17 protein-coding genes are annotated in these 20,471 nt (G+C 70.6%); 6 read left to right on the forward strand and 11 right to left on the reverse strand.

Annotated features, from left to right (window positions below; genetic code table 11):
* The first annotated feature begins 420 nt into the window (after positions 1-420).
* The gene (locus M3U25_RS10175) at positions 421-633 is read left to right on the forward strand and encodes a ParD-like family protein (RefSeq protein WP_010340731.1); all 213 of its coding nucleotides are present in this window, start codon (positions 421-423) and stop codon (positions 631-633) included.
* Positions 630-1,406: a type I methionyl aminopeptidase gene (gene map, locus M3U25_RS10180; RefSeq protein WP_355499129.1), complete on the forward strand. Its 777-nt coding sequence runs from the start codon at positions 630-632 to the stop codon at positions 1,404-1,406. Before M3U25_RS10175 ends, map begins: the two co-directional genes overlap by 4 nt.
* A 157-nt stretch (positions 1,407-1,563) precedes the next feature.
* Here the strand turns inward: map and M3U25_RS10185 are convergent, their stop codons facing one another.
* Both M3U25_RS10185 and M3U25_RS10190 read right to left on the reverse strand, forming a co-directional pair.
* Positions 1,564-4,695, reverse strand: a complete 3,132-nt coding sequence (locus M3U25_RS10185; RefSeq protein WP_355499126.1) for a multidrug efflux RND transporter permease subunit — start codon at positions 4,693-4,695, stop codon at positions 1,564-1,566.
* 15 nt (positions 4,696-4,710) lie between these two features.
* Positions 4,711-5,859, reverse strand: coding sequence for an efflux RND transporter periplasmic adaptor subunit (locus M3U25_RS10190; RefSeq protein WP_355499123.1), 1,149 nt, complete (start codon positions 5,857-5,859; stop codon positions 4,711-4,713).
* A gap of 153 nt (positions 5,860-6,012) precedes the next feature.
* Between M3U25_RS10190 and M3U25_RS10195 the strand changes: the two genes are divergently transcribed.
* The 3 genes from M3U25_RS10195 to M3U25_RS10205 all read left to right on the forward strand — a co-directional run bounded on the left by M3U25_RS10195 (position 6,013) and on the right by M3U25_RS10205 (position 8,221).
* Entirely contained in the window at positions 6,013-6,741 is a 729-nt protein-coding gene (locus M3U25_RS10195; RefSeq protein WP_355499120.1) for a response regulator, read from the forward strand.
* Positions 6,738-7,844, forward strand: coding sequence for an ATP-binding protein (locus tag M3U25_RS10200; RefSeq protein WP_355499117.1), 1,107 nt, complete (start codon positions 6,738-6,740; stop codon positions 7,842-7,844). Before M3U25_RS10195 ends, M3U25_RS10200 begins: the two co-directional genes overlap by 4 nt.
* A gap of 221 nt (positions 7,845-8,065) precedes the next feature.
* Positions 8,066-8,221: a hypothetical protein gene (locus M3U25_RS10205; protein WP_019796750.1), complete on the forward strand. Its 156-nt coding sequence runs from the start codon at positions 8,066-8,068 to the stop codon at positions 8,219-8,221.
* A gap of 43 nt (positions 8,222-8,264) precedes the next feature.
* Here the strand turns inward: M3U25_RS10205 and M3U25_RS10210 are convergent, their stop codons facing one another.
* The 4 genes from M3U25_RS10210 to M3U25_RS10225 form a co-directional block, all read right to left on the reverse strand.
* Complete coding sequence (locus M3U25_RS10210) at positions 8,265-8,504, reverse strand: DUF1653 domain-containing protein (RefSeq protein ID WP_355499113.1); 240 nt, start codon at positions 8,502-8,504, stop codon at positions 8,265-8,267.
* A 260-nt stretch (positions 8,505-8,764) separates the two neighbouring features.
* Complete coding sequence (locus M3U25_RS10215) at positions 8,765-9,754, reverse strand: MBL fold metallo-hydrolase (RefSeq protein ID WP_355499110.1); 990 nt, start codon at positions 9,752-9,754, stop codon at positions 8,765-8,767.
* Between the two features lie 136 nt (positions 9,755-9,890).
* A complete protein-coding gene (locus M3U25_RS10220) occupies positions 9,891-10,790 on the reverse strand; it encodes an alpha/beta hydrolase (protein WP_355499107.1) in 900 nt (299 codons plus the stop codon).
* A gap of 21 nt (positions 10,791-10,811) precedes the next feature.
* Positions 10,812-11,669, reverse strand: coding sequence for an alpha/beta hydrolase (locus M3U25_RS10225; RefSeq protein WP_355499271.1), 858 nt, complete (start codon positions 11,667-11,669; stop codon positions 10,812-10,814).
* Positions 11,670-11,811: 142 nt separating this feature from the next.
* Here M3U25_RS10225 and M3U25_RS10230 point away from each other — a divergent pair, with 142 nt between their 5' ends.
* Entirely contained in the window at positions 11,812-12,198 is a 387-nt protein-coding gene (locus tag M3U25_RS10230; RefSeq protein ID WP_355499104.1) for a MerR family transcriptional regulator, read from the forward strand.
* A 112-nt stretch (positions 12,199-12,310) separates the two neighbouring features.
* On the opposite strand, the gene M3U25_RS10235 is transcribed toward M3U25_RS10230, so the two are convergent.
* The 5 genes from M3U25_RS10235 to M3U25_RS10255 all read right to left on the reverse strand — a co-directional run bounded on the left by M3U25_RS10235 (position 12,311) and on the right by M3U25_RS10255 (position 20,405).
* Complete coding sequence (locus M3U25_RS10235; RefSeq protein WP_355499101.1) at positions 12,311-15,484, reverse strand: cytochrome P450; 3,174 nt, start codon at positions 15,482-15,484, stop codon at positions 12,311-12,313.
* Positions 15,481-16,191, reverse strand: coding sequence for a TetR/AcrR family transcriptional regulator (locus M3U25_RS10240; protein WP_355499098.1), 711 nt, complete (start codon positions 16,189-16,191; stop codon positions 15,481-15,483). The genes M3U25_RS10235 and M3U25_RS10240 overlap by 4 nt, the downstream gene beginning before the upstream one ends.
* A gap of 216 nt (positions 16,192-16,407) precedes the next feature.
* Positions 16,408-17,706 carry a carbohydrate porin gene (locus M3U25_RS10245; RefSeq protein ID WP_355499095.1) on the reverse strand — a complete coding sequence of 433 codons (1,299 nt, stop codon included), beginning with the start codon at positions 17,704-17,706 and terminating at the stop codon, positions 16,408-16,410.
* Between the two features lie 284 nt (positions 17,707-17,990).
* Positions 17,991-18,920 carry a dihydrodipicolinate synthase family protein gene (locus M3U25_RS10250; protein ID WP_355499092.1) on the reverse strand — a complete coding sequence of 310 codons (930 nt, stop codon included), beginning with the start codon at positions 18,918-18,920 and terminating at the stop codon, positions 17,991-17,993.
* A gap of 78 nt (positions 18,921-18,998) precedes the next feature.
* Positions 18,999-20,405, reverse strand: a complete 1,407-nt coding sequence (locus tag M3U25_RS10255) for an MFS transporter (protein ID WP_355499089.1) — start codon at positions 20,403-20,405, stop codon at positions 18,999-19,001.
* Between the last annotated feature and the right edge of the window lie 66 nt (positions 20,406-20,471).

The following is a 20,471-nucleotide window of genomic DNA, read 5'->3' on the forward strand; positions in this document are numbered from 1 at the left end:
CGCCGACCGGTCGCCCGCGACGGGCAGCACGCGCCGCGGGTGCGGTGGGCGCCGTGCATGGCCTGGCCGAGGACGGGCCGGCGCGGCCGCGGTGACGACGCGTCAGCGCACGTGCGCAAACAGCGTCCTGCAGCGAAAAGGCGGCCATGGCAGCAGCGGGGAGCGCGCGAGCATGCGGCAGCGGCGTCTCATGTCTTGAGATTGGCGACCCAGTGGGGACGGTGCGGGTTGCACGCGATCGCCGACGCAAGGCCTTCCATCGATGGCGGCGATCCTCGGTCGTAGGAGCGGCGTCAGCCGCGACGGGTTACCGGCGATGCCTCGTCGCGGCTGATCTGGGCAGAACAGCAACGTGGGCGGCTTGCTGGCCATATATGAATCGTATACGATCCATATATCCTCCATTTCGGGAGCCCACTCATGGGCATCGTCAACATCGACGACGACCTGCACGATCAGTTGCGCCGCGCCTGCACGGTGACCAGCCGGTCGATCAACGCGCAGGCCAACTTCTGGATCAAGGTCGGCATGCTGTGCGAGATGAATCCGGAGCTGTCGTTTCAGGACATCGTGGCGCGCGAGCTGCGCGCGGCGGGGGTGCGGCCGCAGGCGGTGACGCCGGGGCGGACGTGATCAAGCGGCCGGACGAGCTGGCGCTGCTGGCGGAGTCCGGGCGCCTGCTGGCACAGGTGTTCGCCCGGCTGGACGGGATGTCGCTGCTGGGCCGCAGCACCCTGGAACTCAACGATCTGGTCGAACGGATGATCGTGGACGAGCTGGGCGCACGGCCGGCGAGCAAGGGCCAGTACGGGTTCCCGTTCGTGCTCAATGCTTCCATCGACGACGTGGTCTGCCACGGTGTGCCGTCGGCCGACGATGTGCTGCGCGATGGGCAGATCGTCAATCTGGACATCACGCTGGAGAAGCACGGCTATATCGCCGACTCCAGCACCACCTACCTGGTGGGGGAAGTGGCCTATCCGGCGCGGCGGCTGGTGCAGGCCGCCTACCAGGCGATGTGGAAGGGCATTGCCGCGGTGCGTCCCGGCGCGCGGCTGGGCGACATCGGCCACGCCATCGCGCGACATGCGCGCACGCAGGGCTACACCGTGGTCAAAGAGTACTGCGGGCACGGCATCGGCCGCGCCATGCACGAGGAACCGCAGATCCTGCACTACGGTCACGCTGGCACCGGCCTGGAGTTGCGCGAGGGCATGGTGTTCACCATCGAGCCGATGCTCAACCAGGGGCGTGCGGCGATCCGCTCGCTGCCCGAGCAATGGCCGGTGCACACGCGCGACGGCAAGCTCTCGGCGCAGTTCGAGCACACCGTGGCGGTGACCGCCAGCGGCGTGCGGGTGCTGACCTTGCGGCCGGGGGAAGTGCCGCTGTGTCGGGTGGAGTGAGGACGGCGATCGGTAGGGTGGCGCGGGTGCGCGCGATGCTGCGCAATGATGGGGGACGATCTCCTCGTCGTGCCTAATCGCGTCGCGGCTGAAGCCGCTCCGACGGAGAGGGCGGCAGCGCCAGCGGCGCGTTGGCTCGACGCATGGGCATGCCGGCCTAGTTCTCGGCCGACGCACCGCCGCCGCGCCGCGCACGCCAGCGCGCCACGCGCTCCTGCAGCCCTACGACGCAGACGAAGAACGCCGGCACGAAGAAGATCGCCAGCACGGTGCCGCTGACCATGCCGCCGAACACGCCGGTGCCGATGGCGTGCTGGGTCTCGGCGCTGGCGCCGCTGGCCAGCATCAGCGGCACCACGCCCAGGGCGAAGGCCAGCGAGGTCATCAGGATCGGGCGCAGGCGCAGGCGCGCGGCGTTGGTCGCGGCCTCCACCAGGCCCTGGCCGTCGCGGTGCAGTTGCCGTGCGAACTCGACGATGAGGATGGCGTTCTTCGCCGACAGGCCGATGATGGTGATCAGGCCGACCTTGAAGAACACGTCGTTGGGCAGGCCGCGCAGCATGACCGCGGCCACCGCGCCGAGCAGCCCCAGCGGCACCACCAGCAGCACCGACAGCGGGATCGACCAGCTCTCGTACAGCGCCGCCAGCACCAGGAACACCACCAGCGCCGACAGCAGCATCAGCAGCGGCGCCTGCGCGGCGGACTGCCGCTCCTGCAGCGATTGCCCGGTCCAGGCCACGGCGAAGCCGGGCGGCAGTTGCGCGGCCAGCCGTTCCATCTCGGCCATGGCCGCGCCGCTGGACACGCCGGGCGCGGCGCCGCCGGCGATGCGCAGGGCCGGGAAGCCCTGGAAGCGCATCAACTGCTGCGGGGCGTCGGTCCAACTGGCGTGCACCACTTCGCGCAGCGGCAGCATGCCGCCGCCGTCGCTGCGCACGCGCAGGTCGAGCACGTCGTCCAGTTGCATGCGCGACGCGGCGTCGGCCTGCAGGATCACCTGCTGCATGCGGCCGGCGTTGGGGAAGTCGTTGACGTAGAGCGAGCCCATCGCCGCCGACAGCGTATTGCTGACCGCGGCGAACGACAGGCCCATGGCCTCGGCCTGCTGGCGGTCGATCTCCAGGTGGATGCTCTTGCCCGGCGGCAGGCCGTCGGCATAGACGTCGCTGACCACGTCGCTGCGCGCGGCCAGGTCCAGCAGTTGCGCCTGGGCGGCCAGCAGTGCCGCCTCGCCGCGGTTGCCGCGGTCCTGCAGGTACAGGGTGAAGCCGGAAGAAGTACCGAGCTCGTCGATGGCCGGCGGCAGCAGGCTCATCACCGTGCCTTCGGGCAGCGTCGCCATCGCCTGCTGCGCGCGCTCGGCTTCGTCGCGCGCGCTGGCGCCGTTGCGCTCGTCCCAGTCCTTGAGCATGGTGAAGGCCATGGCTGCGTTGGTACCCGAGCCGGAGAAGCTGAAACCCAGGATCACCAGGTTCGAGGCCAGTGACGGGCGCGTGGCGACATGGCGCTCGAACGCCTCGACCACGTCCAGCGTCCGTTCGCTGGTGGCGCCGGTGGGCAACTGGATCGAGGTCATGAAGTAGCCCTGGTCCTCTTCCGGCAGGAACGCCGAGGGCAGCATGCGCATCGCCAGGACCAGCGCCACGCACAGCGCCGCGAACACCGCCATCACCCGCGCGCCGCGTCGCAGCAGCCAGGTCACGCGCGTGGCGTAGCCGCCCGCCAGGCGCTCGAAGCCACGGTTGAACGCGCCGAAGACACCGCGCTTGGCGTGATGGCCGGACGCGACCGGGCGCAGCAGGGTGGCGCACAGCGCCGGGGTCAGGGTCAGCGCCAGGAACGCCGAGAACAGGATCGACACTGCCATCGCCAGGGTGAACTGCTGGTAGATCACGCCCACCGACCCGCTGGCGAAGGCCATGGGGATGAACACCGCGGTCAGCACCAGGGTGATGCCGACCACCGCGCCGGTGATCTCGCGCATCGCTTTGGTCGTCGCCTCCCGCGGCGGCAGGCCTTCGCTGGCCATGATCCGTTCGACGTTCTCCACCACCACGATGGCGTCGTCGACGATGATGCCGATCGCCAGCACCATGCCGAACATGGTCAGCACGTTGATCGAGAAGCCGGCCAGCAGCATCACCGCGAAGGTGCCCAGCAGCGCGATCGGCGCGACGATGGCCGGGATCAGCGTGTAGCGCACGTTCTGCAGGAACAGGTACATCACCAGGAACACCAGCACCATCGCCTCGAGCAGGGTCTTGAGCACCTGCTGGATGGACAGCTTCACGAACGGCGCGGTGTCGAACGGGATCGAGTACGCCATGCCGGCCGGCATGCTCGCGGCCAGCTCCGCCAGCCGCGCCTGCACCGCCTGCGCGGTACGCAGCGCATTGGCGCCGGGCGAGAGCTGGATCGCCGCGCTGGTGGCGGCGGCGCCGTTCTCGCGGTTGGAAAAGCCATAGGACTGCGCGCCCAGTTCCACCCGCGCCACGTCGCCCAGGGTCACCCGTGCGCCGTCGCTGCCGGCGCGCAGCACGATGTCGGCGAACTGCGCGGGCGTGGTCAGTTGCCCGGCCACGGTCAGCGGCACGCTCAGGCGTTGCCCAGGCACGGCGGGCGCGTCGCCGAGGCGGCCGGGCGCGATCTGCGCGTTCTGCTGCTCGATCGCCTGCGCCAGCTCGGTCATGGTCAGGCCGTAGGCGATGAGCTTGTCCGGGTCCACCCAGACGCGCATGGCCTGCTCGGCACCGAACAGCTGCACGCGACCGACGCCGTCGATGCGCCGCAGCTCCTGCACGACGTTGCGCGCCAGATAGTCGTTGAGCGCCACTTCGTCGTAGCGCCCGTCCGGCGAGGTCAGGCCGACCAGCATCAGGAAGCCGGAGGCAGCCGATTCCACCTGCAGGCCGTTCTGCCGTACCGCCTGCGGCAGCCGCGGCTCCACGGCCTTGAGCCGGTTCTGCACGTCCACCTGCGCCAGTTCCGGATCGGTGCCGGGCTTGAAGGTGGCGGTGATCTGCGCGCTGCCCGAGCTGTCCACCGAGGACTCGAAGTACAGCAGGTTCTTGACCCCGGACAGTTCGCGTTCGATCAGGCTCACCACCGAATCGTTGAGCGTCTGCGGCGTGGCGCCGGGGTAGGCCGCGTACAGCGACACCGAGGGCGGCGCCACCGACGGATAGCGCGCGACCGGCGACTGGCCGATGGCCAGGGTGCCGAACAACACGATGAACAGCGCGATCACCCAGGCGAAGACCGGGCGCTCGATGAAGAACTGTGGCATGGCGGCGTCCCTGGCTCAGTCCGTGGCCGCGGTGGCGGCCACCGGCGGCTGCCATGCGCGTGCGTCCACCCGCGCGCCGGCGTTGAGCCGGTCGATGCCCTCGACCACTACCCGCTGCCCGGCCTGCAGGCCGGCGACGACGCGGTAGTGCCCCTGCACCAGTTCGCCCAGTTGCACTGTCGCGCTGCGCACGCGCGCGTCGGCGTCCAGCACCCATACCTGCGCACGCTTGCCGACATGGGTGATCGCCTGCTGCGGCACGCGCAGTGCCTGTGCGTAATGGGCGCGCGGCACTCTGGCCCGCACGTACATGCCCGGCAGCAGGCGCCGCTGCGGGTTGTCGACCAGAATGCGCAGCAACACGTCGCCGGTGCCGGCATCGACATTGATGCCGGAGAACAGCACGTGCCCGCTCAGCCCGGAGGGCGTGCCGCTGCGGTCGAGGATCTGCGCCGGTAGACCATCGCCGGCGGCGGCCTGCGCACGCGCGGCCGGATCCAGCGGGTCCAGGTCGGCGGCGGATTGGCGCACGTCGACGTAGACCTGGTCGATCTGCTGGATCACCGCCATCGGCGCGCTGTCGTTGGGCGAGACCAGCGCGCCCTCGGTGAGCAGCGCTTGGTCGATGCGGCCGCCGATCGGCGCATCGACCCGGGCGAAGGCCAGGTCCAGCCGTCGCCGCGCCAGCGTCGCCTGCGCCTCGGCCACCGCGGCGGCGGCTTGCGTGCGCTGCGAGGCGACGTCGTCGTACATCTGCCGACTGACCAGGCCCGACTCCAGCAGGCGCTGCAGCCGTGCGTGCTGCACGTCGGCCAGGATCTGCGCGGCCTGGGCGCGATGCAGTGCGGCCGCGGCGGTGTCCACCTCGGCCTTGAACGGCGCCGGATTGATCTGGAACAGCGCATCGTCGCGGCGCACGTCCGCACCCTGTTCGAAGAAGCGGCGCTGCACGATGCCGCCGACCTGCGGGCGGATCTGCGCGCTGCGCACCGCGGCCACGCGCCCGGGCAGGTCCACGCTCACCGTCATCGGTGTCGGCTGCAGGGTCACCGCGGTCACCTGCACCGGTGTGGCCGCCGGCGGCGGTTGCGTGCCGCCACCGCAACCGGACAGGACCAACGCCAGCGCCCCACCGATGCCCAGAGTCCGTCTCTGTTGCCGCATGCCCATACGTCGTGCCTCGTCGCTGCCGCCGCGGATGCGGCGGACGCCAAAGCCGCGCATGGTCGCGGCCGCGGGTTGCGCGGCGTTCGATGCTGTGTGGAGATATGATGGAGATCCGCCCGTTCGGGCCGACATGTTTCCCGCCGCCACGCCATGTCCGTTTCCTCTCCGGCCGCCGCGCCCGCGTCCGCGCCGCTGGTCCTGATCGCCGAAGACGAGAGCGAGATCGCCGAGATCCTGATCGCCTACCTGGCGCGCAGCGGGCTGCGTACCGCGCATGCCGCCGATGGCCGTGCCGCGCTGGAACTGCACCTGGCGCTGGACCCGGACCTGATCCTGCTGGACGTGCAACTGCCGGCGGTGGACGGCTGGAAGGTGCTGGCCGAACTGCGCCACCGCGGCGAAACGCCGGTGATCATGCTCACCGCGCTGGACCAGGACATCGACAAGCTGATGGGCCTGCGCCTGGGCGCCGACGACTACGTGGTCAAGCCGTTCAACCCGGCCGAGGTGGTGGCGCGGGTGCAGGCGGTGCTGCGGCGCATCCGCGGCAACGGTGCGGAGGAGGCACGCAGCCTGCGCGTGGGCGCCTTCCACATCGACCTGGACCAGCACGAGGCCAGCGTGCGCGTGGGCGAGGGCCGGCACACGCTGGACCTCACGCTCACCGAGTTCAGGCTGCTGGTCCGGCTGATGCGCGCGCCGAAGCGGGTGTTCAGCCGCGCCGAGTTGCTCGACGCCTGCCTGCCGGAGGGCGACACCCAGGAGCGCACCATCGACAGCCACATCAGCAAGCTGCGCAAGAAACTGGAGGTGCTGGGCGTGCGGGGCACGCCGGCCAGCGTGCGTGGCGTCGGCTACCGCTTCGGGTCCGGCACATGAACCGCGCGCCCGGGCTGCGCCGCCAGGTCATCCTGTCGCTGGGCGCGCTGGCGCTGTGGATCATCCTGCTGTCGGTGGTCGGCTCCTACGTGTTCTATGCGCTGGCGGTGGCCTACCAGCCGGACAGCATCTCCGACACGTGGGTGCCGTCGCACGTCGAAATGATGTGGATGGGCGCCACCGCGGCGCTGGCCGTGGCGATCGCGGTGGCGGTGGCGGTGCGGCTGTCGCGGCGCATCCTGACCCCGTTGAACTCGGTGGCGCACAGCCTGCGCGAAGTCGCCCAGGGCAATCTGCATGCGCGCGCGAGCATGGACGCGCATGCGCTGGGCGAGACCGCGCAACTGGTGCGCGACTTCAACGCCATGGCCGATCGCCTGCAGGCGATGACCCGCGAACGCGCGTTCTGGAATGCCGCCGTCGCCCACGAACTGCGCACGCCGGTGACGATCCTGCGCGGACGCCTGCAGGGCCTGGCCGAGGGCGTGTTCGTGCCGGACGTGGCGGCGTTCGAGAGCCTGCTGCGGCAGGTCGAAGGCCTGAACCGGCTGATCGAGGACCTGCGCGTGCTCAGCCTCACCGACAGCGGGCACCTGGAGTTGCAGCAGGCGCCGGCCGACCTGGCCCAGGAAGTGGCGGCGGTGCTGCATGCGTTCGCTGCCAGCCTGGCCGCGCGCGGATTGGTGCTGGAATCCTCGCTGGCGCTGCACACGCCGGTGCTGTGCGATGCGGTGCGCATCCGCCAGGCGCTGATGGCGCTGCTGGAGAACGCGCAGCACTACGCCGAGCCGGGCCCCCTGCGGGTCGGCGTGCAGGCGCAGGCGGGCCAGTGCGTGCTGTACGTGGAGGACACCGGCCCCGGCATCGCCCCGGAGATCGCCGCGCGCGTATTCGATGCCTTCCGCCGCGGCGATCCGTCGCGCTCGCGCAAGAGCGGCGGCAGCGGCCTGGGCCTGGCGGTGGTCAAGGCGATTGCGGTAGCGCATGGCGGCGATGCGCTGTGCCTGCCCGCCGGCAGCGGGACGCGGTTCGAGGTGCGCTGGCCGCTGGCGGCGTCGGCGCAGACCATCGCGCGCGCGGCCCAGGCACCGGCCTTGCCTTGAGACGTGCCCGTCACACGGCCGCTGGTGACGGCGCACGTGTGTCGGTTGAGCACTGGCTGCAGTGGCCTTCGCCCTGCGTGCAGGGCCTCTGTTCGCGGACCGTGCATGGCGTGACGCGCAGGTGATGCTTGTGCAGCATGGCGCCGCGCGACGTGGGCTAGCCAAGGCCTTCACTGCGCCTGTGCTCTGGTAGCCACTGCACAACCGAACTGGAGTGTCGAATGGACACCACGCTGATGCCCTGGGTCGCCGGACTGTTCGTCCTGCTCATCGCCGCGATGCTGTATCTGGTGACCCGCGCCAAGAAGAACCGCAACCGTCCGGCGCAGGATCACGCCGCGACCAAGAGCGACGTGGACAGCGCGTCCAAGCGCTAGCGCGCCGCGGCAGGCGTGGCGGCGGCCACCGCCTGGATCTCCCTCAGGCGTCCGCGTCGATCGGTGCGAAGCGCGGGCGGCGCACGCCGTCGATCTCCACCTGCTCGACGAACATCGGGTACGGTCGCACCCACATCGCGCCTTCGCCGTACAGTGGGCGGTAAAGCACCAGCGGCTCCAGCGTCTCGCTGCTGCGGACCACGCCCAGCACCTCGTACTCGCCGCCCTTGAAGTGGCGGTAACGGCCCAGGGCGATGGAAGGCAGGGGGCTGAGGTCGCGCATGACAGTGTCCTGGTGGGCGGGAGCGCGAGTGTAGCCGTCTGCGCCTGCGCGCTCCCTTACTCCGCAAGGCCCGATTCGCCAACCGCGGCAGTTCGCCGCATCGTCACGACGGAACGCGTCTCGTAGGCGCGGCTTCAGCTGCAACGGGCTTTCCCGGGAACGCTTGTCGCGGCTGAAGCCGCGCCTACGGTGGGATCTCTGGTAACCGACGTTGAGAGGCGCCCGTCCATCGTTGGCCGCACGCTTCACGTCGGCGTGCGTCAGGGTGCCGGATCGGCGAAGTCGAAGGCCTGCCCAGGCTCGGCGGCGACGAAGTCGGCGGCGGCGAGGCCCGTCAGGTGCAGTGCGGCGGACAGCGCCTCGCGGGGCTCCTCACGGCCTTCGTCGGTGAGCTGGAAGGTGCCCCAATGGATGCCGAGCGCGCGCCGCGCGCCGGTGTCCTGGAAGATCCGCACCGCTTCGGTCGGGTCGATGTGCTGCGGCGCCATGAACCAGCGCGGCGCGTAGGCGCCGATCGGGATCAACGCGACGTCGGGCGCACCGTGCCGATCGCGGATCTCGCGGAAGATGGCGCCGTCGCCGTAGCCGGTATCCCCCGCGAACCACACCGATCCCCGCGCGGTCTCGATGAAGAAGCCGGACCACAGCGCCATCCTGCGGTCGGCGATGCCGCGGCTGGACCAATGGTTGGCGCGGGTCAGCGTCGCCGTCGCGGCGTCGCCGATCGGCAGCCGGTCGTGCCAGTCGCCGGTCGCGATGCGCGCATCGGGGACACGCTTGCGCAACAGGACGTCGTTGCCCAGCGGCATCACGAACAGCGGCTGGTGCGCATCGTGCAGCGTGCGCAAGGTCGCCAGGTCGAAGTGGTCGTAGTGGTTGTGGCTCAACAGCACCGCATCGATGGGCGGCAGGTCTGCGAAGCGGATGCCCGGTGCCGTCACCCGCTTGGGCCCGGCAATCCGCGAAGGACTGGCACGCTGCGACCACACCGGATCGGTGAGCAGGTTGAGGCCGGCGGCCTGGATCAGCAGCGTGGCATGGCCGACCATGGTGATGCGCAGGCCGTCGTGCCGCGGCGCAGGCACGGCGGGCGTCACTGGGACCTGCGCGGGCCAGCGCACCGCGCCCCTGGCGGCTTTCCAGCGCAGGACCTTGCTCAGCGCGTTGTCGATGGTGGGCTGGCCGGGGTTGAAGAAGCGCACGCCGTCGAAATGGTCGCTGACGGGGCCGCGGTAGTAGGGGTTGGCCATTGAGGCGCGATCCAGGCGATGCGGGAGAGAGGAAGGGGCAAGGTTACGCGTTAGCCATGCAAGCGCGCATGCCTGTTGCCACCGGCGTCGGTCGCGCATCGCCACGCAACCCGGGAGAACGGTTGCCCTACACGCCCTACGGCCGCGACAGGAACGGCAGCAGCGCGGCCAGCACGTCCTGCGACGCGTGTTCGGGCTGCAGATGCCCGCCGGAGATCGCCTTGCCGCTGACGTCGCTGGCCCAGCGCCGCCACAGCGCGAGCGGGGAAGGCGCAGCGGCTTGCGCCTGCGGCCACAACACCAGCACCGGGCAGCGCAGGGTGTTGCCTGCGGTGCGGTCTGCGGCGTCATGCTCCAGGTCTTCGTGCGCGGCGGCGCGGTAGTCCTCGCAGATCGCATGGCGCACCGCAGGGTCGCGAAATGCCGCCGTGTATGCCGCGCGCGCCGCGGGGTCGAGGCGATCCAGGCCGCCGGCCATGCGCGCCAGCACTGTCTCGATGAACGCATCGGGATCGGCGGCCAGCAATCGCTCCGGCAGGTCGAACGGCTGTGCGAGCAGAAACCAGTGGAAGTTGGCCAGACCCTGGCGCATGTCCATCGCGTCCCAGGCGTCCTGGGTAGGGACCACGGTCAGCGACGCATAGTGCGTGACCCGGGCCGGGTGATCGAGCGCCAGGCGGTAGCCGGCGCGCGCGCCGCGGTCGTGGCCGACGACCGCGAAGCGCGTGTGCCCGAGGTGCGCCATCAGCGCGACCAGCGCCTCGCCGACGCGGCGCTTGCTCCAGCGCGGCTGGTCGCTGTGGGGGCGGCTGGCGCCGTAGCCGGGCAGGTCCGGCACGATCACCGTGAACGCCTGCGCGAGCCGTGGCGCCACCCGCCGCCAGGCCAGGTGGGTCTGCGGGAATCCGTGCAACAGCAGCACTGGTGGGCCGGAACCGCCGATCGCGCCGGCGAATGCGACGCCGCCGGCATCGACCTGCAGGCGGGTGAAGTCGGAAAACGCGGCAGCGGACGCCGGGGAGTGGCGAGTCGACATGACGGCCTCGTGGTGACGCGCTCAAGGCGCGGTGGTGGCGGCGTCGACGAAGCGGGCCAGGTCGCGGTCGAACCGCTCCGATTCTTCCAGGAACGGCGCGTGCCCGGACCGCGCGTAGAGCACGCTGCGGATGCGCGGGTTCAAGGCCTTGGCCCGGGCGATCGCCGGCTCGGCATGCACCAGCGCGTCGCGCTCGCCATACAGCAGCAGCACCGGCACTTGCGCCCTGCCCAGCCCCTTCTCGGCCTGCACCGTCATCGACTGGACCGCGCGCTGCAGGTCCCAGGAGGCCATCGCCGCATTGGCCAACAGGCGCTGGAAGGTGGTCTGATCCGGCGGCGTGTGGAAGCACAGGTCGAGGAACGCGCGCACCGCATCCAGATGGGTCTTCAGGTCGGGCGAATTCAGGTCGCGATAGACCTGCGGATGCGCCACGATCTGCTCGGGCGTCAGCTCGATCACGCCATCCACATACACCGCGCCGGCGATGCCGCCGTCGCCGAACGTCGCCAGATAATTGGAGATCACCGCGCCGCCCAGCGACCAGCCGACCAGTACCGGCTTGCGTGCCCGACTGGCGGCGATGACCGCGTGCAGGTCGTCCGCCCAGCGCATGCCGTCGGCGTAGGCCGCGACGTCGGTCGGCTTGCCGGACAGGCCGTGGCCGCGCAGGTCGTAGGTGATCAGGCGGTAGCGCTGCAGTTGCGGGCTGTGCACCTGCGCGTCCCAGTTGAGGTGGCTGCCGAGCAAGCCGTGCACGAAGACGATGCTGGGGCCATCGGGGTTTCCCGTTTCCTGCACGGCCAGGGCGACGCCATCGGGCGCGGTGACGGTGTAGCGCTTGGTTTGGGCGTTTGCGGCCAGGGGCGCCAGGCACAGTGCGGTGACGAAGGCGAGGACGAATAGGACGCGGTGCAACGGTCGCATGCACATGGGGAGGCTCCGGGTTGGGCGAGTCCCGGCAGCCTCCGCCCTCACACTGGTGTGAGGGTCAATGGCCATGGATGGTATGCTTTTTTCCATGGCGACCACGACTCCGCAGCGCACGCTGAGCATTGGCGAACTGGCACGCGACACCGGCGCGAGCGTGCGCTCGCTGCGCCATTACGACGCGCACGGCCTGCTCACCTCGTTCCGTGGCGACAACGGCTATCGCGCGTTTCCGCCGGCGGCGGTCGCCCAGGTCCGGCAGATCCAGCGCATGATCGCGACCGGATTCAGCCTGGCCGAGATCCGCGGCTTCCCCGATTGCATGCGCATGATCGAGGGCGCCGGCGCCTGTCCCGAAACCAGCGCGGCGCAGCGCAAGCGGCTGGCCTCCATCGAGCGGCAGATCGCCGACCTGGAGCGCCGCCGCATGCGCCTGCTCAAGACGCTGGCCGACGGGGTCGTTCCGCCGCTGGATTAGCGCGGCCGACGCGGTCGGGACGCGTTCCTGCGCCTTCCCCGCGTGCGGCGGATGCGGCCGCGCCGCGCTCGCCGACGACGTCAGCGGCCCCGCGGTCTCGATCGTTGCGCCGTCACGAGAAGATGTCTGCCACGTAGCGCCCGTGTTCGCGTTCCATCCGGTCGGCCCAGGCGTTGGCCGCGTCGGCGCTGACGCCCATGCTGTTGCGATAGATGCGCACGAAGGTGTCGCGCACCGCCGGCGCCATGTGTTCGCCATCGCCGCAGACGTACACGGTGGCGCCTTGCTGGAACAGCGCCGACACGCGCGCGCGGTCCTGCCACATGCGGTGCTGCACATAGGCGACGCCGTCCTGCGGCGCTTGCGAGCAGGCCAGGCGCACATCGACCACGCCCATATCCTGCCAGCGGCGCAGTTCGTCCTTGTACAGGTAGTCGACGTCGGGATGGTCGATGCCGAAGAACAGCACGGCCTCGCCGACGTCGCGGCCGCCGGCCTTCTGGATCGCACGCTCCTGCAGGAAGCCGTGGAACGGCGCGATGCCGCTGCCGGCGCAGACCAGGATGATCGGCGTGGCCGGATCGTCCGGCGGGTGGAAGCTCGCCTGCGACGGGCGCACCGCGACCGATACCAGCGCCCCTGCGTCCAGGTCGGCCAGGTAGGTGGAGGCCACGCCGCGGCGCCGCCCCATGCCCGAGAGCGCCGGGGCATCGAGCACGGCGACGGTGAGCGAACACTGCGCCGGGTCGCGCAGCGGCGAGGAGGAAATGGAGTATTGCCGCGCGCGCATGGGCGGAAGCGCGCCGAGGAACGCGCCCAGCGCCAGGTCGCAGGCGGGGAAGCGCTCCAGCAGGTCGAGCAGGCTGGTTTTCCTGGCCAGGACCTCGTCGGTATAGGCCGGCTCGGCGGCCAGCGCTTCCAGCGCGTCGCGCTCGGGCGGGCAGGGCGTGGCGGCCGCCAGTTGCGCGACCTGCGCGCGCGTGGCCGGTTGCGCCAGTTCCACGTAGTCGGTGAGCACCTGCGCCAGCGGCACCGGATACCCGCTGGGCAGGGCGGACACGGCACCCGGGCGCTGGCCGATGACGACCTGGGTGTCGCTGGCGAGGCCGAAGCGCCGCAGTGCGCGCTCGACCTGCGCTGCGGGGTTGCGCGGCAGCACCGCGAGATAGTCGCCGGTGCGGTAGCGCATGCCGTCGGGCAAGGCGATCTCGATGTGGCGCTTGGAGCGCGCGAACGGTGCGGACATGTCGACCAGTTCGCGATTGTCGACGATGCGTCCCTGGTCGAGTTCGGTCAGCCGCAATGCGCCGAGCCGTGCGGAGGGGACGATATCCACCTGCAGTGCGTGCGCGGTGTGCTCCATCGCCGCCTTTCCCAGCGCCTGGCCCAGGTCCGCCCACAGTCCGGCGTACCAGGCATCGAAGCCGCCGAAGAAATCGCCGCCGGCGTCGGTTTCGCCGCGAGGCCTGAAACGCGTGGCGCCCGCCGCCTCCAGCGCGGCATCGACGCGTTTCGGAATCGCCTGGTAGGTGCGCGCCCATTGCCGGTTGCCCGATCCGAACACGGCGTAGCGCACCCCGGCCAGTTCGCCGGCGGCCAGGGTGCCGATCCAGTCCACGAAGCGGCGTGCGTTGTCCGGCGGTTGGCCTTCGTAGGAGGAGGTGACCACGACCACCGCACCGTCGCGCGGCAGGCGCCCGACATGCTCGTCCAGCGGCGCGACCACCGGCGCGTAGCCTTGCGCGGCCGCATCGCCGCCGATGCGCTGGGCGAAGGCTTCGCACGAGCCGGAATTGCCGCCGTACAGCACCAGCAGCGGCGTGCCCGACGCGGTGCCGGCAGGGGCCGGCGTTGGCGTCGGCGCCAGCGGTTTCTGCGGCGCCGTCGGTAGCGCGCTGCGCGCACGCGCCGCGACATCGGTGCGGCGCCGCGCGCGGATGCGCAAGCCGTCCGGCTTGAGCGTCAGGGTTTCCGCGACCTTGAGCTGGTAGTTCGGATCGACCAGGTCCAGGTCGAAACGTTGCAGGATCATCGTCAGCACCAGTTGCGCTTCCTGCATCGCGAAGCCGCGCCCGATGCAGGCGCGCGCGCCGTTGCCGAACGGTTTCCAGGCATTGGGCGGAAGCCGTTCGGCCGCATCGGACGCGAAGCGCTCCGGACGGAACGCCTCCGGCTCCTCCCACACCGTCGGATCCCGATGCAGGGTGGGAATCAGCACCAGCAGCGTGTCCTGCGGGGTCACCGCATAGCGGCCGGCCAGCGTGGTCGCGGTGCGCGCCGCGACCGCGAACGCCGGCGCGGTCGGCCACAGCCGCAGGGTTTCCTGCAGGATCTGTTCGATGTAGCGCAGCCTGGCCAGGTCCTCGACCTGCGGCGGCTGCGTGCCCAGCGCGGCGTCCACCGCCTGCCGCGCACGCGCCATCGCCGCGGGATGGCGCAGCAGCAGGTACAGCGCGAACGACAGCAGGCCGCTGGTCGTCTCGTGGCCGGCGATCAGGAAGGTCACCAGTTGATAGCGGATGTTCTCGTCCGACAGCGCATCGCCGGTCGCCTGGTCGCGGCCGTACAGCATCAGGTTGAGCAGGTCCTCGCGCGAGGCCGCGGCGGGGTCGGCCCTGCGCTCGGCGATCAAGGTCTCGGCGACGCCGCGGATCATCGCCAGGTCGGCCTCGTAGCGGCGCCGGCCGGGGGCCAACAGGCGATTGGCGAGATCCGGCCGCCGCGCGCGCGTGCCGGCTTCGGCCAAGGCGCCCACCATCGCCGCGACGAAGGGGTGCATTTCGTTCTGGTAGAAGCTGTTGAAGCGGTAGTCGAAGGCGCACAGCGCGATCGTGTCGAGGGTCAGCCGGGTCATGTTGTCGGCCACGTCGATCACCGCGTCCGGGCCGAACCGCTCCCAGCGCTGCAGCATCTGTTCGGCGATGTCCTCCATCCGTCCGAACATCGAACGCACGCCGATCGGACCGAACGCGGGCATCAGCAGCCGGTGCGCCTTGGCCCAATTGGGTTCGTCGTTGTAGGCGGTGAACAGCCCGTCGCCGCCGAGGTCGCGCAAGGCCTGCAGCGGACGGTGCAGCTTCTTCGCGAAGCGGGTTTCGTCGCAGACCTCGTCCACCAGGTCCTGTCCGCTCAACACGGTCAGCGCCAGCGGGCCGCTGTGCAGGCGAAAGATCGGGCCATGCACCTGGGCCAGCCGCATCAGGCTCTGCACCGGTGCGTCCGCATCGAGGTGGTGGAAATTGCCGAGCAGCGGCAGCGAACGCGGTTGCGGGATGGCCTGCGTCATGGGGCGCCTTCCTGGGGAGCGTGCGGTGAGGCGATCGGTGCGGGACCGATGCCGGAATGCGGGGGATGCAGCAGGGTGGCGAGCACGGTCTCGACCAGCCGCGTCCGCGCGGCGTCGGCCGAGATCTCTGGCGCCAGCCGGGCCAGCAGCTGCGGAAACTCCGGCGGCTGGCTCAGCATGCTGTTCAACAACACGAAGAACAGCGCCGGATGCGTCGCCTTCACGATGCCGGCGCGGATCCCGGCAAGGATCAGCGCATGGCCGGCGGCATAGGCCGGGCGCAGCAACTGCTCGGTGACCACGGCGGCGCGCTCGGGGCGTTCGGAAACCACCCGCGCGACGAAGTCGCGCACCGCCGGATGGGTCTCGTAGAAGGTGGCCATGAGCAGGATCGCGTCCGCCAGCCGCGCCGGCAGCGCGCGCGCGTCGTCCGCGGTCAGTTGCGCCATCGCCGCCAGCCGCGGCCGCAGGGACTGCGCGAACTGGTCCACGCACGCGTCCCACAGCGCGGCCTTGCTGCCGAAATGCACGCGCACCAGGTTCGGGCTGACCCCGGCGGCGGCCGCGATGGTGCGGATGTCGGCGCCGTCGAACCCGTACCGGGCAAAGGCGCCGGCCGCGGCCGACAGCAGGGCCTGGCGGCCGTCGGGCTGATCCTTGGTCGGGCGGCCGCGCGGGCGAGGGCGGTGGGACGTCGTCGTGGTCATGCCGGCGACGATAAAAATGTCCAGCTGTACATTTATGAACTTGCGCGGTGGCCTCGCCGGCGTCGTTCAGCAGGCATTTGCGCCCGGGGGAGTGCTCGCGCGGGGCGCGCGCACGGCGGTGCCGGCGCCGCGACAGGCGAGGCGCTGTGCGGATGCCTTGGTCGCGCGCCGACCGCGCGTCGCCGCCGCCAGCGCCGGCGGGCCGCACGCGCCGCCTCACTTCGGCGTGCCCAGGCCGCCGATGTTGAGCATCACCCGCAAGCCGAGCACCAGGGCGTTGTCCGGCGCGCGGCGCGCGGCGGGATTGCCCAGGAGGTCGGGGTTGACGATGTACTGCACGTTCGGCACCAGGAACAGCGACGACTGCGCGATGCGATAGCTGTAGTTGAGTTCGAACAGGGTCTCGTTGCGCGAGATCTCCGGCGCCGCGCCGCGCTTGCGCAGCAGGTCGTTCATGTAACCCTGCTGGTCGGCGCTGAAGCGGTAGTAGTTCGCGACGACACCGAGTCCGTCGCCTGGCCGCGATGCGAACGGGCCGCTGTAGTACAGGCCGGCGGTGACCTGCAGGTCGTAGACCTGGTGATTGTCGAACGGTGCGGCGATGTTGCCGAAGGCGACCAGCATGCGCTTGCTGGCCATGCCCTGCGGCCGGTACAGCGCGCGTTCGCCGAGCGCGTACGCGCCCCAGCGTCCGCCGTCGTACAGGCGCGCGGGGCCGCCGACCAACCCGCGCAGGCCGCCGGCCTGGTTGTAGCGCAGATCGCTGTAGTCGGCCGAGTTGTACCAGACGCCGGCCACGTAGCGCGGTGCGCCCCGGCCGCGGACGGGATCGGGTTCGTAGCCTACCTCGAGCGTGCCCAGCACGCCGTTGCTGTCGGCGGTGCTCCAGTCCAGGCCGTGGGTGTTCTTGCGCTGCGTGTTCAGTTCGAACGCGCCCACCGACACGTAGGTGGCGTCGGGCTTGTAGCGCAGCTTGGCGCCCCAGTTCACGTAGGGAAAGCCGACGAAGCCGCCATCGGCCTGGCTCAGTTGGAACGGGCAGTCCGAGGCGCCCACGAAGCGGCAGCCGTAGCGGCTGCGCGCGAACTGCCAGGTGGTGTTCATGCGCCCGGCGACCAGTTGCCAGCGCCCGTCGGCGAAGGTCTGTTCCCAGGTCAGTTGTGCCAGTTGCGCCTGCTGCTGCGGATACCAGTAGCCCTGCACCTTGACGCCGTTGCCGATCTGCCGCTGCGACAGGCTGTCGCCGTAGTACCAGGCGCCGGTGGCGTGCAGCGTGGCGCCCGGAATGCCGAACAGGCGTTGCAGATCCAGGTCCGCGCCGGCGACCACGCCGCCGGCATTGCGATCGCCGCGCGACAGGCCGCCGTCGACGTTGCGCGCATAGTCGTTGGACCAGACCAAGCGCGGCGCGATGCCGTGGTCGTCCAGCCATTGCGCGGTGTCGGCGGCCATGGCGGTGGCCGGCAGGGCGGCGGCAGCCGCCAGCAACGAGACGCAGGAAAGAGAACGGGACATGGGACGCTCCACGGACGAGGCGAAGCACTCGCCGGACGTGCGCGGTGGGTGCGCGGCGACGCGGCGGTGCGCGAAGGGGAAGACACCTTCCGGTCGTGGAGCCGCAGCACGGCGTCGCGTCCGTCGGCGACGGGCACGCCTGTGTGCAGACCTGTGGGGGGACCGGCAAAGAAACGCGAAGGCAGACCGGAACGCGTTGCGCGGCGCCGAGGCGCACGCCACCGCCGCAGCGGATGGGCCGCGCAACTGCGCGGCCCATCGAGCTGGAGGCAACCCGTCCCGGGTCAGGCCACCTTGCCGAGGCCGGCGGCGGCCATCGCCGCGGCGATCTCCTTGTCGGCGCCCTCGGCCAGCGGCAGCAGCGGCGAACGCACCGTGGCGTGGTCGAGCAGGCCACGCGCGACCAGCGCCCACTTCAGCGCCACCGAGCCTTCCATGTGCGAGCCACGGTGATAGACGCTCTTGGTCACCGGCAGCAGGCGATCGTGCACTTCGCGCGCCTTGGCGTAATCCTTGGCCTTGCCGGCGGCAATCATCTCCAGCAGCGGTTCCGGGGCGATGCAGCCATAGCCCACCAGCGCGCCATCCACGTCGAACATGGTGTGCAGCAGATACTCGTCGTGGCAGGTCAGCACCGGCACGTGCGGGCGCTCCTTGCGGAACACCGGGATTTCGGTGTCCCAGCGCTTCATGTTGCGCACGCCGTTCTTCATCGCGACCACGCCCGGCAGCGCGGCGATCTCCAGCAACGTCTCCAGGTCGTAGGTGGCCTTGGTCGAGTCCGGGTACTGGAACAGGATCATCGGCAGCCCGCTGGCCTCGTGGATGGCCTTGTAGCGATCCTGCGGCGCGCCCTTCTGGTAGCCGAAGCGCAGCCAGCCGTGCGACGGATAGATCAGGCCGGCGGACGCGCCGGCGGCGACCGCGCGCTTGGCTTCGTCGGCGGCCACGCGGGTGCCTTCCAGGGTGATGCCGGCGATGATCGGGATGCGGCCATCGACGGCGTCGCGGAACGCGGTGATCACCTTGGCCTGTTCGTCGCGTTCCAGGAAGGTGCCTTCGCCGGCGTGGCCGAGCACGGTCAGGCCCTTGACGCCGTCGATGCCGCCGAGCCAGGCGCCGATGCGCTTGATCGCGGGATAGTCGACGGCGCCGTCGCGGGTGAACGGGGTGACCGGGGCGGGGACCAGGCCTTTCAGGTCGATGTGGCTCATGCGGATTTCCTCTTCTTCGGATCAACGGGGATGGAATCGAACGCGGGGTCCGACGGGGGTGGGACGGAGGCGATGCGCTCAGGGCGACAGCTGCTCCAGCGACTTGCCCTTGGTTTCCAGGGCGAAGCGCCAGGTCACCGCGGCGCCGGCCAGCAGCACGGCGGCGAAGGCCGCGAACACGTAGCGGATGCCGAGTCCGGCGATGACCGCGCCGACCAGCAGCGGCCCGCAGGCCGAACCCAGGCGCAACCAGGCGCTGCCCAGCCCGGTGCCGATGGCGCGGATGCGGGTGGGGTAGAGTTCGGCCGAGTACAGGTACAGCGAGAAGGTGATGGTCTGCACCGCGGCATAGCCCAGTGCCGCGAACACCAGCACCTGCGGCGCCGAGGTGCCGCCGAGCGCCGCCAGCGCCAGCAGCGGCACGCCGCCGGCCACGAACGCCAGCCCATACCAGCGCTTGCGCCCGACCTTGTCGATCGACAGGGCGCACACCACCGCGGCGGCGACGCCGGCCAGCGAGGTGAAGAAGCCATAGGCGATGCTCTGCTGCAGCGACAGCCCGAAGTGCGTGCGGTACAGCGTCGGCAGCCAGGTGATGATGCCGTTGGCCACCAGGTAGGAGCAGAACCACAGGCTCCAGATCACCAACGTGCGATTGCGATAGACGCTGCCGAACAGCTCGCGCCAGTCCGAGCGCTGCGCCTTGGGCAGCGCGCTGCGGTCGAACACCGGCGTCGGCAACGGGCCATGGCGGCGCTCGGCGCTGCGCTCGAGCTCGGCCACGATGGCATCGGCCTTGGCGTAGCGGCCCTTGGCCGCCAGCCAGCGCGGCGATTCGAACATGAAGAAACGCAGCGGAATCATGATCGCCGCCGGGATCAGCCCGACCATGAACATCGCCTTCCAGCCGTAGGCCGGCACCAGGACGTAGCCGATGCCGCCGGCGGCGACCAGGCCCAGCAGGAACATCACTTCGTACAGCAGGAAGAAGCGCCCCCGCTTCTTCGAACCGATCAGTTCGTTGATGTAGGCGCTGGCCACCGGCACCTCGCCGCCGGTGCCGATGCCCTGGACGAAGCGGAACGCGATCATCGCCGCGGCGCTGCCGGCGAACAGGCAGGCCACGTCCATCGACACGAACAGCAGGATGGTGAACAGCAGCACGTGCAGGCGGCCGATGCGTTCGGCCAGCCAGCCGAAGAACACCGAGCCCAGCAGTTGGCCCAGGTAGCCGGCCGACAGGATCATGCCGATCTGCGCCGGCGACAGCTGCCATTCCTTGGTCAGCACCGGCATCGCGTAGGCGATGGCGATCACCGTGTAGCCGTCGAAGAACGTGGCGGCGCCGACGATGTTGCGCGCCCACCACACTTTGCGAGTGATCGGCAGGCGTTCGAGGCGCGCGCCGATCTCCGCCTGCGCCTCGGCGATGGACGGCGCGCGGGGGCTGGTGGTGGCGGTGGTCGCGGCGGCTGTGGTGGGCATGAGCATCGTGGCTGCCTTTCGCAGGACAAGGGGATCCCGGCGCGGGCGCCTAAGCGTCCACGCAGC

The organism is Xanthomonas sp. PPL134 (assembly GCF_040595915.1).
Taxonomy (GTDB): Bacteria; Pseudomonadota; Gammaproteobacteria; order Xanthomonadales; family Xanthomonadaceae; genus Xanthomonas_A; species Xanthomonas_A indica.

Bases quoted from the DNA above. Each gene is read 5' to 3' on its own strand.
- M3U25_RS10175 (WP_010340731.1), top strand. From the start codon at position 421: ATGGGCATCGTCAACATCGACGACGACCTGCACGATCAGTTGCGCCGC.
- M3U25_RS10185 (WP_355499126.1), bottom strand. From the start codon at position 4,695: ATGCCACAGTTCTTCATCGAGCGCCCGGTCTTCGCCTGGGTGATCGCG.
- M3U25_RS10190 (WP_355499123.1), bottom strand. From the start codon at position 5,859: ATGCGGCAACAGAGACGGACTCTGGGCATCGGTGGGGCGCTGGCGTTG.
- M3U25_RS10195 (WP_355499120.1), top strand. From the start codon at position 6,013: ATGTCCGTTTCCTCTCCGGCCGCCGCGCCCGCGTCCGCGCCGCTGGTC.
- M3U25_RS10200 (WP_355499117.1), top strand. From the start codon at position 6,738: ATGAACCGCGCGCCCGGGCTGCGCCGCCAGGTCATCCTGTCGCTGGGC.
- M3U25_RS10205 (WP_019796750.1), top strand. From the start codon at position 8,066: ATGGACACCACGCTGATGCCCTGGGTCGCCGGACTGTTCGTCCTGCTC.
- M3U25_RS10210 (WP_355499113.1), bottom strand. From the start codon at position 8,504: ATGCGCGACCTCAGCCCCCTGCCTTCCATCGCCCTGGGCCGTTACCGC.
- M3U25_RS10215 (WP_355499110.1), bottom strand. From the start codon at position 9,754: ATGGCCAACCCCTACTACCGCGGCCCCGTCAGCGACCATTTCGACGGC.
- M3U25_RS10220 (WP_355499107.1), bottom strand. From the start codon at position 10,790: ATGTCGACTCGCCACTCCCCGGCGTCCGCTGCCGCGTTTTCCGACTTC.
- M3U25_RS10230 (WP_355499104.1), top strand. From the start codon at position 11,812: ATGGCGACCACGACTCCGCAGCGCACGCTGAGCATTGGCGAACTGGCA.
- M3U25_RS10235 (WP_355499101.1), bottom strand. From the start codon at position 15,484: ATGACGCAGGCCATCCCGCAACCGCGTTCGCTGCCGCTGCTCGGCAAT.
- M3U25_RS10240 (WP_355499098.1), bottom strand. From the start codon at position 16,191: ATGACCACGACGACGTCCCACCGCCCTCGCCCGCGCGGCCGCCCGACC.
- M3U25_RS10245 (WP_355499095.1), bottom strand. From the start codon at position 17,706: ATGTCCCGTTCTCTTTCCTGCGTCTCGTTGCTGGCGGCTGCCGCCGCC.
- M3U25_RS10250 (WP_355499092.1), bottom strand. From the start codon at position 18,920: ATGAGCCACATCGACCTGAAAGGCCTGGTCCCCGCCCCGGTCACCCCG.
- M3U25_RS10255 (WP_355499089.1), bottom strand. From the start codon at position 20,405: ATGCCCACCACAGCCGCCGCGACCACCGCCACCACCAGCCCCCGCGCG.